The organism is Chitinophagales bacterium (assembly GCA_041392475.1).
GTDB lineage: Bacteria > Bacteroidota > Bacteroidia > Chitinophagales > UBA2359 > JAUHXA01.
In genome coordinates, this window is the sequence record JAWKLZ010000003.1 from 1612149 (window position 1) to 1627804 (window position 15656).

12 protein-coding genes are annotated in these 15656 nt (G+C 37.4%); 6 read left to right on the forward strand and 6 right to left on the reverse strand.

Annotated features, from left to right (window positions below; genetic code table 11):
• Positions 1–77: 77 nt before the first annotated feature.
• Together R3E32_29265 and R3E32_29270 are read left to right on the forward strand one after the other, a co-directional pair.
• Entirely contained in the window at positions 78–980 is a 903-nt protein-coding gene (locus R3E32_29265) for a hypothetical protein (protein ID MEZ4888852.1), read from the forward strand.
• Positions 981–1117: 137 nt separating this feature from the next.
• Complete coding sequence (locus R3E32_29270) at positions 1118–2857, forward strand: AAA family ATPase (GenBank protein MEZ4888853.1); 1740 nt, start codon at positions 1118–1120, stop codon at positions 2855–2857.
• Positions 2858–2863: 6 nt separating this feature from the next.
• On the opposite strand, the gene asnB is transcribed toward R3E32_29270, so the two are convergent.
• The 5 genes from asnB to R3E32_29295 form a co-directional block, all read right to left on the reverse strand.
• Complete coding sequence (gene asnB / locus R3E32_29275) at positions 2864–4711, reverse strand: asparagine synthase (glutamine-hydrolyzing) (GenBank protein ID MEZ4888854.1); 1848 nt, start codon at positions 4709–4711, stop codon at positions 2864–2866.
• Positions 4712–4717: 6 nt separating this feature from the next.
• The gene (locus R3E32_29280) at positions 4718–5932 is read right to left on the reverse strand and encodes a hypothetical protein (GenBank protein ID MEZ4888855.1); all 1215 of its coding nucleotides are present in this window, start codon (positions 5930–5932) and stop codon (positions 4718–4720) included.
• 188 nt (positions 5933–6120) lie between these two features.
• A complete protein-coding gene (locus R3E32_29285; protein ID MEZ4888856.1) occupies positions 6121–8577 on the reverse strand; it encodes a M14 family zinc carboxypeptidase in 2457 nt (818 codons plus the stop codon).
• On the reverse strand, positions 8570–9493 hold the full coding sequence (gene prmC / locus R3E32_29290; GenBank protein ID MEZ4888857.1) for a peptide chain release factor N(5)-glutamine methyltransferase: 924 nt from the start codon (positions 9491–9493) through the stop codon (positions 8570–8572). The genes R3E32_29285 and prmC overlap by 8 nt, the downstream gene beginning before the upstream one ends.
• Before the next feature lie 175 nt (positions 9494–9668).
• Positions 9669–11102, reverse strand: coding sequence for a Glu/Leu/Phe/Val dehydrogenase (locus R3E32_29295; protein ID MEZ4888858.1), 1434 nt, complete (start codon positions 11100–11102; stop codon positions 9669–9671).
• 212 nt (positions 11103–11314) lie between these two features.
• Between R3E32_29295 and R3E32_29300 the strand changes: the two genes are divergently transcribed.
• Complete coding sequence (locus R3E32_29300; protein ID MEZ4888859.1) at positions 11315–12727, forward strand: hypothetical protein; 1413 nt, start codon at positions 11315–11317, stop codon at positions 12725–12727.
• Positions 12728–12736: 9 nt separating this feature from the next.
• Here R3E32_29300 and R3E32_29305 read toward each other — a convergent pair whose 3' ends face one another.
• Positions 12737–14011 (reverse strand): hypothetical protein, encoded by a 1275-nt coding sequence (locus tag R3E32_29305; GenBank protein MEZ4888860.1) that lies wholly within the window; start codon positions 14009–14011, stop codon positions 12737–12739.
• Between the two features lie 234 nt (positions 14012–14245).
• On the opposite strand from R3E32_29305, the gene R3E32_29310 reads away from it, so the two are divergent.
• From R3E32_29310 to R3E32_29320, 3 genes are all read left to right on the forward strand, one after another.
• Positions 14246–14428 (forward strand): hypothetical protein, encoded by a 183-nt coding sequence (locus R3E32_29310; GenBank protein ID MEZ4888861.1) that lies wholly within the window; start codon positions 14246–14248, stop codon positions 14426–14428.
• Positions 14429–14661: 233 nt separating this feature from the next.
• The gene (locus R3E32_29315) at positions 14662–15225 is read left to right on the forward strand and encodes a YeeE/YedE thiosulfate transporter family protein (protein ID MEZ4888862.1); all 564 of its coding nucleotides are present in this window, start codon (positions 14662–14664) and stop codon (positions 15223–15225) included.
• Positions 15226–15241: 16 nt separating this feature from the next.
• A complete protein-coding gene (locus tag R3E32_29320; GenBank protein ID MEZ4888863.1) occupies positions 15242–15655 on the forward strand; it encodes a DUF6691 family protein in 414 nt (137 codons plus the stop codon).
• The last annotated feature ends 1 nt before the right edge of the window (position 15656 follow it).

Below are 15656 nucleotides of genomic sequence, written 5' to 3' on the forward strand. Positions count from 1 at the left end.
TTCTAATACCAAAATTTTGCAATTATCCATTAAACGAAATACAGTAAAAGTTATCCAACCTACAAACCTCTTATCGTATGAAAAATTTACTGCTCTTTTGTTTTAGTTTCTTTTTAGTGGCAAGTACCGCTAATGCTCAGACTTATTCCAATACAAATAATTCAACAACCAATACATTGATGGGAGTTCGAATTGGTGGAGGAACTATGGGTTCTGATTTGGGATTGACGATTCAACACCAATTGAACCAAAATAGCTACCTCGAAGGATTGGGGACGCTCAACAAATACGATGTGCGATTGACAGGATTGTATGAATACCATCAACCGCTTTCGTATTCTTCTCGATCATTGACATGGTTTGTAGGTGGTGGAGTCCATGTTGGTAAAGTTCGCAAAAGCGCAGCCGAAACATTTTTGGATTTGCTCAATATAGATTTGGGAAATGAAGACCCCAAAAGTGTTTTTGTAGGTTTGGATGCCATTGGCGGGATTCAATACAAATTCCCTGGCGTTCCCTTGAATGCTTCGATTGACATCAAACCAGCGTATAACTTCAATGATCACCCCAAACCATTTGAAGTAGGTGCAGCCTTTTCATTGCGTTGGCACTTTGGTTCTGGTGGCGGAAAAGGAAGTAGCACAGGAAGCACTTCTGGCAATGGAGGTTATGGCACTTCTGGAGGATCAAAAGGTGGTTCGCAATCAGGCAATTCGGGTGATGGAAGGGTGAAAACAACAACTCCTCCTATCAATCCAAGTCCACAAACACAGCCTCAAACGAGTCCTACGCCTTCACCAGAAACGACACCTCAAACGAATCCTTCTTCTCCAAAAGCACCTGTGAGAACGAAAACGAAAACTACGCCTACACAAAAACCTACACCAACGCCTAAACCAAGTGGTGATAATGATGGTGCTCAAGATGGCAAAGGTTCTACGCATGGTGAAAGCTGGGAAGATCCTCCAAAGGACAATTAATAGTTGATAATCAAAATAATAGCAAAAATAAAAAAGGCACTTCAATCTAATTGAAGTGCCTTTTTTTCTTTTATTGAAGTGTAGGAATCGCTAAATTTGGTTATCTTACTTGTTCAAACTCCAAAATCTAAAATCCAATGAAGAAAATCCCTTATGGCGGTGTAGGCAGTTTTAATGACTTGGTAACAGAAGGGTATCTTTACATTGACCGTACTCAGTATATAAGAGAACTGGAAGCATTGAGTGAAAAACATTTGTTCTTTTTGCGTCCTCGCCGTTTTGGTAAAAGTTTGTTTATTTCCGTTTTGCACCATTACTATGGTTGGGAACACCAAGATAAATTTGAAAAACTTTTTGGAGCATACAATATCGGACACGAACCTACCTCTCTGAAAAACAGTTATTTGGTCTTGAAATTTAATTTCTCAGGTGTAAATACAGCTACAGATGAAACGACTTACAATAGCTTTTTGGAAAGTGTTAGGTTGAGTGTGGCTACTTTTTTAGAAACGTATGATGTCTTTTTTGATTCCGAAAATTTAGAAAAACTGGAACAGATTTCTTCACCCGAAATCATTATGAAGCAATTGTGGCATTGGGTGAAAAACGAAGGAGAGGGGCGAAAAGTGTATGTATTAATAGATGAATACGATCAGTTTACCAATGAAATTATTGCATATCGTTTTGAAGAATTCAAAACGACGGTAAGCAGAAATGGATGGGTACGAAAATTTTATGAAACTTTAAAAATTGGCTCTGATGATGGAATTGTAAGCAGAACTTTTATTACAGGGGTTACACCTATTACATTGGATAGTTTGACGAGTGGGTTTAGCGGTGCAACAGATATTAGTGGAGTACTTCGATTTCATGAAATGATGGGGTTTAGACAAGAGGAAGTTATTGGTATTCTGCAAGGTATAGGTATTGAAGAAGCTGATTTACCCAATACAATGGGTGAAATGAAAATGTGGTACGATGGTTATGTCTTTCACAAACGTGCAAAAAATTCGCTGTACAATTCCGAAATGGTGTTGTATTTCGCTCAGCAATATTTAGAGGAAGGAGCTTATCCAGAGAAATTACTGGCAACAAGTGTGGCAACAGATTATCATAAAATTCGATCGATGTTTCGGATTGCACACAAAGAAAAAGAAAACATTCATGCTCTATATAAAATATTGGTTGATAAAGAGATAAAAGCGCAACTGACTATTAGGTATAATTTTGAAATTGGTTGGCAGGAAAGTGATTTTGTAAGTTTGTTATATTATCTCGGATTTTTGACCATCAAAGGAAGCTTGGTTAATCAGTTGATTTTTACCATTCCAAATTACGTCATACGAGAATTATACTACCAATATTTTATGCAAATTACCTTGGAGCGTGCAAACTTAGATACCTACCAAATAGACATCCAATCAAAAGTATTGGAATTGGCAATGCACAACAATATTGAGCCTATTATTCACTTGACAGAATCTGTATTGGCGCAATTATCTGCAAACCATGACCACGCTGCATTTAATGAAACCCACCCAAAATCTATTTTTGCTTCTTGGTTTTATGCAGCAGGGATTTATCATATTTACAGCGAGTTTGAAGTAGAAAAGAAAAATGAGGATAACGAAAAAGGGCGGGTTGATTTGTTGCTCACTCGGCGACAACCTTTTGATAAAGAAGTTCCTCATCAATTTATTTTTGAATTGAAGTATCTAAAAAAAGCAGGTGTAAAACGATTGAAGACAATCAAAAAGGAAGCAGCATCCCAATTGGAAGAATACTTGAAGGATGATAAGATTAAGGAAATGAAAGATTTAAAAGCTTATGTCGTGGTTTTTGTGGGGAATAAGGCGGATATAGTTAGGTTGAAATAGCAAAGACTACTTCGATAAAAATTTATGCAGCAGTATTAGCACCCATATTCGATTGAACAAATAATCTTTTCCCTTCAAAAAATCCCACTTCAATTTACGAACAACCCCTACTTCTACCACGCCTAAACTCCCAACCAAACTATCTGACAAATAGGCATCTATCAAATAATGAAGATCGTTTTTGAGCCAATGTGCCAAAGGAATTGAGAAACCCCATTTGGGGCGGTCAAAATAAGCTGCGGGAACATAATCATACAACACTTTCTTCAATAAATATTTGGATACACCATTGTTGGTTTTTAGAGTGCTATCCAAATTTAGTGCAAAGTTAACAATTCGATGGTCTAAAAGCGGAACACGCACTTCGAGGCTGTGAAGCATACTTGCTCGATCCACTTTTGTCAGTAAATCGTCTGGAAGGTAAAAATGAAGGTCGAACAATGCCTGTTGTTCTTCAGCAGAAAGTGAACGTGCTAAATCGTCAAATTGCTCATTGAAGGAAAAGGCAGCCGATTTGAAAGAGGGAGTAAGCAAATTGGCAATTTCTTCTTCACTAAACAAGTATTGTTCTTGCGAAAAAATATGACTTTTAAGTCGTTTTTTGTTGGAGGCTGCAAAAACCAAAGCGGCTCTTTTGTGCCTATTTTGGGGCGATTGCTGTAATAGTTGGGCAATCGGTTTGCGGAAAGATCGCAACAAAGGATTCGCAAGACGTTTCGCCCAGTTGTACATACCATATCCCATAAATAATTCATCTCCACCATCTCCCGACAATGCAACAGTGACATGCTTGCGTGCCATCTGCGACACCAAAAGCGTAGGCACGGCAGAACTGTCTGCAAAGGGTTGGTCGTAAATGTCTAAAAGTGATTCTATTTGATCGAGTGCTTCTTGTTCGGATAAGATAAATTCGTGGTGTTCGGTTTTCAGATGTTTGGCCACTTTTCGAGCATGGTCGCTTTCATTGAATTTACTCTCTTTGAAGCCAATAGAAAATGTCTTTACAGGCTTATCCGTAATTGACTGAGCAATTGCAGTGACCAAACTCGAATCAATTCCACCACTCAAAAAAGTGCCGATAGGCACATCTGCAATCAAGCGGTATTCAACGGATGATTGGAGTAAGCTTTTAAGTTCCTCTTTTGCAGCTATTTCATTTTGAATGACTTGTGATTCTATTTGCTGATTCAATTGCCAATAAGGAGAGATATGGAGTTCTCCATTTTCAAAAACGGCAGAATTGCCGGCGGGAATTTGGTAAACGTTTTGGAAGAAAGTATTTGGACAAGGAACGTAGCCCAAATATAAAAAAGAAGAAACCGCTGTTTTGTCCACCTGCCATCTTTTGACAACAGCTTTGAGGGCTTTTATTTCGGAAGCGAAAATCAAATCATGCCGATTCCACCAATAATACAAAGGTTTGATACCCAATCGATCTCTAAAGAAATGAAGCCGATTTGCCATCTTATCAAATATTACGATGGCAAACATACCGTTTAGCAATTCAATGGCTGCTGCTCCTATTTTAGCAAAAGCTTCAATGATGACTTCACTATCCGAAGTTGTACTGCAAGACAACTGCAATTGTTGGGCAATATTTTGATAATTGTAAATTTCTCCATTGAAGACCATCACATAACGTCCATCTTTGGAGTAGAAAGGTTGGTTGGCTGCCTCGGATAAATCTATAATGCTGAGCCGTCTGTGTCCTAAGGCTATGTTGCCTTCTATTTTAGCTTCAAAAAAATAGTTAGCAGCATCAGGACCTCGATGCGTCAAGCAATCGGTCATTTGTTGAAGATCTTCTTGTTGAAGTTTAGAGGAGGGAGAATAGAAACCTGTAATGCCACACATAATTCTTTATTCTACTAAAACCCGTGGTGTAATATCCTCAAAACCATACGGATATTCACCTAATCGAAGGTGATTGCCAGGCCCTGTTGGATCACAGATATAATAATCTTTGCCATTGTGGTAAATTGGTTTTGCATGGATACTTTCTGAATCAAACACAGGAGGTTTTTCAAAGTGTACGGCGGCACTTGCATGACGTGGGAAATCAATCAGTACTACATCCATTTTCAATATTTCCTTTACCATATTATAGAACAATGCAGAACGATCCTCACAATCGGAATAGAGATAATAGAGAGTTTCTTCGGGGGTAAAAGCAAGATTCTGGACATCATACGCTTCCTTATCTGTTTCATAGCTTTTTGACATTCGGGTGAAACTTAAGAAAAAACGAATGGCTTGGAAATCGTCCATATCTGCTGTCAATCTATCCAATTCTTTGTATAAAGTTTCCTTTACATAATTAGAAACTGGGACTTCTGCATGTTCAAGGATAGAGAGTTCAGGATAGTGATACATCATTTTGACAATACTTTCATTGATATCAACAGAGAACGGATATAGCTTGCCATAGTGAATGAAAGAAAAGGTTTGGGTAACAACTGTCGGATTGCTTAATTTGGGTAATGTGGTCAATCGAAAAGAAAAAGGTTTTCCTTTGGAATTGATATTGAAGTCAGAGCGATAAGAAATGAGTTTGCGTTTGATTTGATTTTGATGAGAAGCAGTTAATTCTACATACCAGCCATTTTCATGTGCCCTCACAGGCATGTCGTATATTTTATCATGTGAAAAAACAGACAGTAGGATGTGGTTGTTGATATAATTGAGTTGGACTTGATAACCTGACTTATGCAGCAAAAACCAGCTGAATAAAGTTCTAAAGTTAGTTGATTCTTTTTTGAAAGCGGTTTCTACAAAGCTGTTTATAAGTTGATAATACAACCAATCATTCAACTCCAATTCTTTCTTATAGGAAAGTAATCCTCCTACAACCATCAAAAAAGTGGTATTGCTTAGGTCAAAATAAAATCGCTCAAATACTTCTTCAGATATATCATTACCAATAGGAATCACCATCCTTGTATCGTATTTGATGCTAATTGGCTCCGAAAAGAAATTAAATTTTACTTCTTCTTTTGGGATTTGATTCGCTAAAATAGTCTGAAATACACAAACATTTAAAGTGAACAAAATAATATGTAATAAATATTTTCTCATAGAGGTATTATTCAACCTACAAATATACAATCCAATTTACGACTTTTTTTGTGAAAATAGTCACAATTGCAGCTTAAAATGTGAATTATTACATTATTCAGATAATCAAGCTTTGTAATAAACGAAAATATTATCTAAAGACGAATTTGTTAATATTTATAATCAGAATACTACTTTTCAATCATTTATTATTTCACCACTGTCAAGCGCACAACATTGGATCTGCCTCTATTGCTTTCTAAGCGGCAAAAATAAATTCCATTTTCTAAATTGTTTATATCCAACAAAATAGAACCTTTTGTAGTGGTTGAAACAGGTTGGCGTTGAAGTGTTTGTCCTAACGCATTGTAAACCACCAAATCCATTGATCCATAATTATTGGGGACTTCAAAACTAAAAGAAGTTAGTTCTTCAGCGGGATTAGGACTGTTTTGACTTAGCAAAATATTGGGGTTTGGCTGAAAATCTGCAATGGTAGTTCCAACATCCCCCCCCAACTTAGTGACTTGTAAATCATCGAAGTAGAAGCCATCGTATTCTACAAATGAGTCAGACCAAAACAAAAAACGCAAGGTGATTTTTTGACCAATGAAATCGTTTAAAGAAATTTCTTCTTTTACCCAACTGCTCTGAATCCCATCATAAAGTGGTTGGTCGCTCTCCAAATAAGCATTACCCAATTTTGTGTAATTGCCACAAAGAGGTGTTTCCACGCCTGTTTCGGAATCAACAGCAAAAATTTGTACATAATCATAGTGCGCTTCAATGCGCCACTTTGCCCAGAAAGTAAGTGTTGCTATCTTGCAGTCTGTCAGGTCAATGGTTTCGTTGAGTAACAATTGGTTAGTCGCATCAGCAGCATAAGTACCACTGGGAGAATCGGTTATAGAAGTGCTGCTCGAATAAAACTCTGTGTTACTCAAGCCCCATACATTGCCCGTCCAGGACTCCAAATTATCTGCTTTGTCTTCAAATGCAAGCACTGGTGCGCCAAAATATTTGGAAACAGATATGCGTTGCACCATACCTTGTTGGTTGTCAATAATCAAATCAAATGTGATTAAGTCACCTATTTTTAGGTCACTTCGCAGTTGATAGTATATCATATCTTCAACTGTAGCCAAAGTCTCTGTCAATTCAAAGCTTTTGGGTGCGCCAACAGTAGTGATAGCATCATTTGTAGCTTCAATAGAAACGCTAAAAGGAACACCATTTTGTAAGCCTATTCGGGTTAGTTCAAATGAAACATTTGATTCTATTTCATTGACGTACAAAGGAGATTTTTCTTCAATGATGGCAAAATTATGGACGAATGAAGCAGCAGCAATATTTTGCCACATATTTTCCTGACAGAGCGGAACAATACGGTTGGATGAGGGCCAAAAACCATCTTCCGACCCCCCTACTTCGGGAGTAAAAGCAAATATCTTGTTTTTGCTGATTTGTTGTCCATACATCCAATCATCAGAACTTCCATTTACCAAATATCCAACTGTTTGATTACCTGTTCCTGCAATGTAATTGTTTTCTTGTGTCATTATCTGTGCATAATTTACATACAGAGCAGAATCGGGCGTATAAAAATCTTCAATATAACCCCAAGGATAAATCAACAAGTCGCTAAAAGCATGGTAGTTGAGGGCAATTTTGAAGTCATGCTGCTCACAAAAATATTGAACAGCTTGCGTTTCTGGTTCCGAAGCAGGAGCATTCCCTCTATACGTATCGCTCGTAGGATCAGATGATGAACCAAAATCATCTCTTCCCCATTCCCAATCGTAGTTTCTATTCAGATCTACTCCGTCAACTTGTGGATTGAAGGTGCCATTTCCATCATTATCGTTTGTATTTCTACGCCACATACCACCACCATTCGGGCGAATCAACTCATTGTATTGGTAGCCATCAGGATTGATACAAGGAATAAAATACATCTCTGTATTGTCCACCAAAAACCGAATGTTTTCGTCCGTTTCATAGTTTTCGAGAAGGTAATACATATAGTAAATCATTTGTGAAAGCGAAACAGGCTCACGAGCATGGTGCAATGCGGTGTAAAGCACTTCGGGTTCGTCTTCATCCACATTTGGTGAGTCAGATATTTTTACCCATTGCAACACATTGTCATCGTGTGTATTGAAACCTTCAATGGTATCTCTTCTGCTGATTAAATCTGGATATTTAGTAGCCATATTGTCCAGATGATTCAGCATTTCTTGGTAGGTGAAATAACCACCCATACTTCCCAATTCAAAGTCAGTAGGCACAGGATAATCTCCTACTTCAATGCCCGCCGTAGCAGCACAACCAGCGATTTTGGTGGGCAATTTTTGAAGTGTTGCAGCTCGTTCTTTGCTTGTATAATAACTGACTACATCTTCGTGAATAATGTCGAAAACAAAACCTGCTGCTGCAATTTTTTTGAGTTCGGATGCCGAAAAATCACTCACAAACCAAACCCCTTTTTTGTACTCACCGTGGTCTATTTCCACACCCAAAGCACCTAACTCTACCAAGCCTAATTCATTGGTATAAATTTTCGCTCTTGAATACTGTTCTTGATTAACAGTTTGTTGTGCAAAAGAAAAATGGGTGAAAAAGCACAAACAAATGAAAAATAGAAAACATGCGGAAATTTTATTCATATTCGGATAGGTTTGAAGTTTTATGAAGATTTTTATCAATCGAAGCTTGTATCATTCGTGATTTGCCATTGATGTCCTTTCGAAGTCTTGCCTGAAACCCTTTTTTCAGCAACATTTCTTTGCAGTCTTCTGCAAAGTGTTCGCTTACTTCAAAAAAGAGAATGCTGTTTTTATGCAGCTTCAATAAGGCTAAATCGGCGATGGTTTTGTAGAAAATGAGTGGATCTGTATCTGCAACAAACAGGGCAAGTTCAGGTTCATATCGCACCACATTTTCATCTAATATTTCTTTTTCCGATTCGCAAATATAGGGAGGATTGCTCACAATAATATGATAGTTGGGCAGCAAATCCCAAAGTGTCCTATCTAGCACATCTATTTTTTGTAAATCAATGGGCAGTTGAAGTAAGTCTGAATTTTGTTGCGCCACACTCAATGCATCTTCACTTACATCAATGCCTGTGATGTTTGCATTTGGGTATTCTTTTTTCAAAGCCAAAGATATGCACCCACTTCCCACTCCAATGTCTAAAATATTAAAATTATTTGAAGTCCAAGGAAGCATATATATATAGTGCGGAATAGATAACGTTATCCATTCTACCAATTCTTCGGTTTCTTGTCGAGGAATCAAAACAGATGAATTTACCTTCAATATAAGTCCGTAAAATTCAGTTTCTCCAAGAACATATTGAACAGGTTCATTTTGTAGCAAACGTTTGGTGATTTCCTGCAATTGTAGAAATTGATTGGCACTCAATGAATGGTGTTTATTGATTTGAAGCGAAAGGCGATTCATTTGAAGAAGATGCTCCAAAACGATATTGCTGATAGCTTTGGCTTCTCCTATATCGTAAATATTTGATAGGGTTTGCTGCAACTGTTGAAGAGCTTGGTCAATATCGGGTAGATACATAATGAAAATATAAATGAAAATAGCCTGATTCTATGGCTCGGAGAAAAAAACAAATGCCATAGATTTGAAGTTCAATGATTTTGATTGAATCGAACTTCAAACCTACGGCGTTTGTTTATATTATTTCTTTATACAAAAACAATATATCAGCGTAATCTACAAAATTTGTGATGCATTATGGGAAAATACCCAATTCAACATAAGAAGTAGCAACTTTGTTGATAGCCACTACAAAAGCAGCGGTTCGTAAGTCTCTCACACCAGGATATGTTTTCCAAGTTGAGTGAATTTCTTGAAATGCCGTAATCATGGTATCCTCCAAACCAGAACGTACAATGTCGACTTCGCTGCCACCTTGAATGATGAGTTTGCGTTCTTCAGGCTTCAATAATTTACCAGTATTGTCTTCAATCGCTTTCACAAAACGACGTTGCACCATTTCCTCATGGCGTTTAGACATTCTACCAAAACGAACATGAGACAAGTTTTTTAGCCACTCAAAATAAGAAACTGTCACACCACCTGCGTTGAGATATACATCAGGGATAACCATGATGCCTCTTTCGAGCAAGATCTCTTCTGCCTCAGGAGTTGTAGGGCCATTTGCGGCTTCTGCAATGATTTTGGCTTTGATTCGGGGCGCATTTTCGCCAGTAATTACTCTTTCGATTGCAGCAGGAATCAAGATATCACAATCCATTTCTAGGGCCTCAGCACCACTTGAGAAGTTTTTAGAGCCAGGGAAATTCAAAATGCTGCCTGTATGTGTGCGGTGTTCAAAAAGAGCATCAATGTCAAAACCTTTTCCAGTTGGATCATAAATAGCTCCCTCATATTCGGCAACACCAATTATGTGTGCGCCTTCTTCTTGGAAAATTTTTGCAGAGTGAAAACCTACATTTCCAAGACCTTGTACAACTACACGTTTGCCTTCGATACCAGTTTCTAAGCCCAAAGCTTTCATATCTTCTTCATTGCTAACAGCTTCACGCACTCCAAAAAAAACGCCTCGACCAGTAGCTTCTACACGACCTCTAATGCCAGATTGCGTCACAGGTTTTCCTGTCACACAGCCATAAGCGTCAATCATTCCAGGATTGAAGGTCACAAAAGTGTCTAAAATCCAAGACATTTCTCGTGCGCCTGTTCCGTAGTCAGGAGCAGGAACGTCAATTGCAGGGCCGATAAAGTTTTTCTTAATCAACTCAGTTGTATATCGGCGGGTGATGCGTTGAAGTTGTGTAGTTGTGTAGTTTTTAGGATTGATTTTAATCCCTCCTTTTGCTCCTCCAAAAGGTACATCTACAATCGCACATTTGTAAGTCATCAAGGATGCCAAAGCGATTACTTCATCTTGGTCGACCCCTTCGCTGTATCGGATACCTCCCTTACAAGGTGTTTTGTGATGACTGTGTTGGGCACGATAGGCTTCCAATACGTGGTATTCTCCTTTGACTTTCACAGGAAATTGCATCCGAATCACACTATTACAGGCTTTTATTTGTTTTAACAAGCCATTGGAATGATCAGTCAAAGCAGATGCTTTGTCGAAGTAGTATTCGACGCTTTGATTGAAGGTAAATTTAGAATTAATGTTTGCTCCAGACATAAAAAAAGTGTTAATAGACTAACCTAAGGCTAGAAAGGTTAAAATTAAAATATTTATGCAAATTTAGGATATTCTTTCATGCCTCAAAGCATTATTTTGAAGGGAATATTTTCGACTTGCAAGATTCGTATAGCCTTATAATTGTAATTTTAGAGAATAATTTCTTTTATTAGCGTTCCTTTAGGATTTATCCATTAGCTATAAAATTTTTCATGCATCAACGTAAGATAATACAAGTTTTAAGGAGTTTTTCTAACAAAGAATTAAAATCTTTAGAGAAATTTATTCTTTCGCCATACTTCAATGAAAATCAACATATCGTCAATTTATTTGATTTTCTGAAGCAATATGCTCCCAAATTTACCAGCCCACATCTCACGCCTGAATATGCTTTTTTCTATGTGTATCCAAAAGAAGTGTATAAAGAACAGACAATCACTAAGTTGTTGTCTAAACTTTACAAACTGATGGAGACGTTTATTGCCCATGAAATGTATGATAAACAAGCAGTTGTCCAGAAAATAAATATATTAGATTACCACAACAATCGCTTGTTGTTCAAATTTTTTCCGAGTCAATTAAAAGAAGTTCTTAAACTTCAATCGAAGGTAAAATACCAAGACAATACCTATTTCTATAATCAATATCAAATTGAAGTTCAGGATTCATTTTTTCAGAGTACACATGATGAGCGTATTGCAGATGTGAATTTTCAAAACAACAACCATTATTTAGACATTCATTTTCTTATCAGCAAATTGATGTTGTTTTGTTTGATGCTCAACCGTCAGCGAAGTGTAAACATTGAGTATGATTTTACGATGATGGGAGAATTGCTGCAGTTTTTGGAGAAAAGTCCTTACCAAAATATACCCATAGTTGCGCTTTGGTACAAAGGGTTGTTATTGTTGAGAAATCCCAATGAAAAGAGCATATACATAGATTTGAAAAAACTGCTGGAAAAATACGGCAATTTGCAGCGATTGGAGGAAACGAGGGTTTTATATACGATTCTTGAAAATGCTTCAAAGGAGGTAATCGCCACTTCAAAGGAACATTATGAAGAATTATTTCAACTGTATGATAAACAATTGAAAATGGGCTTGCTTTATACCGATGGATATTTGCTGCCTGCTATTTTCAAAAATATCTCTACAATTGCGTTGCGCTTAGAAAAATTTGATTGGACGGCAAATTTTATTGAAGAAAACTACCAAAAATTGCTGCCCGAAGCTCAGGTGGATTTGTACAATTATTGCAGAGCGGATATGTTTTTTCACCAAAAAGATTATGAAGTAGTTTTGGATTTATTGCAGCAAGTAGAATACCGTGATATTTATACTAAATTGGGAGTCAAACGGATGCTGTTGAAGGTGTATTATGAAATTGAAGAATGGAATTTATTGGATTCATTAATAAATGCGTTTCGGGTATTTATTCACCGCCAAAAGGACATTGCAGATAGCCACAAAAAATCTCACCAAAATTTTATCAACATATTGGGACGTATTTTGAGACTTTTACCAAATGAAAAAGAAAAAATCGAGAAGCTACAAGAGGAAGTACATGAAACCACCGAATTGTCAGAAAAAGATTGGTTGATAGAAAAATTGAAGGACTTATAGGTGCTTTTACTAATCTCGGGTTGATCTTGTTGCTTTGCTATCCTCTTGTTTGTTTTCTGTTTTTGTAGAGCCAGTTTCTTTTTCACCTTTTACAGGTCTGCTTTTGTATTCTTTTGAAGATTTGGAAGAACGACTTGGGCGACTTTGATCAGTATTTGAATTGGAGTCTCCGCCTTCATAATTCGTATCTTCTGATGTAGGAGGTGTGAATGTTTCTTGGATAAACTCTTTGAAGCTGCGCTTTTGATGCTTGGGCTTGGCTTCCACAGTGTAGGGAGTATTGCCATCTTCGTTTATAGGCGTGTAATCGGCATTTTCGTATGTTGGAGCATCACTATACCGTTCTTTTCGCTGTTTGGGGGATTCCTTTTTGACTGAACTTGGCTGTACCACAGGGGCATGATTTTGGTAAGGTTGGTAGGCATCACTTTGTTTAATTTCGTTGATGTCTTCAACCGTAGCAACAGGCACAACACGGGTATTGGGAATATTTTCGGTTTGATTGGTCAAAGTGCCATTTCTATCATATTCTTCAAATCGGTCTTGTCTTCCATTGATGGTGTGAATGTCTTCAACCGTAGCGACAGGGACAACACGGGTATTGGGAATATTTTCGGTTTGGTTGGTCAAAGTGCCATTTCTATCATATTCTTCAAATCGGTCTTGTCTTCCATTGATGGTGTGAATGTCTTCAACCGTAGCGACAGGCACAACACGGGTATTGGGAATATTTTCGGTTTGATTGGTCAAAGTACCATTTCTATCATATTCTTCAAATCGATTTTGTCTTCCATTGATGGTGTGAATGTCTTCAACCGTAGCCACTGGTACTACACGGGTTTGAGGAGTAGTTGAAGCAGTATTTGTATGCTGAATATCCAGAATTACATCCACAAAAGAACCAGAATCACTGTTGGAAGCAGTTGCATTTTCTTGCTCAATAGTAGGTTTTTTTTCTGTTGATGTTGGGGCTAAGTTGTAGTTTGAATTTTCATAATAGTAAGTAGGTTCTGCAACCGTTGATTTATTCGTCTCTGTAAGTTGTTGATTAGAAAGTATGCTAGATTCGTATAGGTACGCATCGCTGTTTTCTCCATACTGATAAGTAGTGGTTTTTTCAGTATAGGTTGGGTAGTTGGCAATGAGAGAATGTTCAGAAGTTTTTTCTTCTTGAGTAGTGTTGGAGTTGACGGCATTACCTGTCGCTTCTTGTGCTTGAATGGTGATAGCAAAGCTCAAAAAGCAAAGGAATATAAACCAGCAGTAGTGTTTTGTAAGTAACATAGTAGGGCGTTTTGTTCTGTTATTATTTAATAAGAACGCATTTCTTCAAAAATACGTTCATTTTGTCAATCCTGCAATTACATTTTTTGGCAATTATCCTACAATATTATTTTAGGTTGTGCTTCGTTTATCTATTAACGGTCTTGTACGGTTAAAAGATGTTTATGCGTCCTATTCTTGGAACTTTTTTTTAACAAATAACGTATTTAAAATTTTGATTTTCAAAAAATGATTATGTTTATTTTACGCTATGTTATCCTTGCTATTGTTGTATTTGCTGTATTGTACGTATTATTCAAATTGATACTGCCTCATCATGATCCCAATGCTTGTCCTCGCTGTGAAGGGAAGGGGTATTGGATTGGCACACGTGGCAGAGAACGCTGCGATAGGTGCAAAGGAACGGGATTGCTTTAGTAATGAAGATAGTAGAAGTTGTTTGAAATTGAGGAGTAAATTTGTCATTGTTAGTCAAGTAGTTCGATTTAATATGTTTGATTTTTTGACTGTGACCAAAATCACAAGATATGGTTGAACTTGCATGTAAATTTGCGTAAATTTATGGGTAAAGATGTTTACCGTCTATCACTAATTCCTTTACTTCAATTTTATCCGTACCTTTGATTTGACTAACTTAAACCCATTACATCATGATAGAATGGATTTCACAACCTTGGGCTTGGTATGTTTCTGGTCCAATGATAACACTGATAATGTTGTTGCTACTTTGGTTGGGAGGAGAATTTGGCGTATCTTCCACCATGCGAACAACTTGCGCCATGTTGGGAGCAGGTAAAAAATCGGATTTCTTCAACTTTGACTGGAAAAGTCAAATGTGGAATATTGCCTTTGCGGGTGGTGCTATTATTGGTGGATTCATTGCCCACACCTTTCTTCAAAGCCCTGAACCCATCGGTATTTCTGTCAATACCATTCGAGATATTGAACAATTGGGTATTGCATTTGACGGAAAACTTGCACCCGACGCCTTGTTCAGTTGGGAACAATTTTTTACCCTTCGAGGAATGATAACGGTTGTTTTAGGTGGGTTTTTAGTAGGCTTTGGAACTCGCTATGCAGGAGGATGTACATCGGGACATGCCATTAGCGGACTGTCTAATCTACAATTGCCATCTCTCATTGCAGTGATTGGATTTTTTGTTGGAGGATTGATTATGACACACTTTTTGTTACCTTTTATCATGGGACTCTAATCAAAATTGAGGATAAATGAAATTAATCAAATTTGTATTGGTAGGTATATTGTTTGGTATTATTATGACCAAATCAGAAGCGATTTCATGGTATCGAATACAAGAAATGTTTCGTTTCCAAGCTTTTCACATGTATGGCATTATGGGGTCTGCATTGAGTTTAGGCATTGTCTTCACTGCTTTGATTAAAAAATCACATCTCAAATCAATTGAAGGAAAAGAAATTGTCTTCAATGATAAAAATAAAGGGGTTACACGCTACCTATTAGGTGGAATCATTTTTGGATTGGGATGGGCATTGGCAGGAGCCTGTCCAGGACCTATTTATACATTAATCGGCAATGGCTATACTGTATTTATTGTGTTGCTGATAAGTGCTATTTTAGGAACATTCACATACGGTGTTTTTAGGGACAAATTGCCCCACTAAA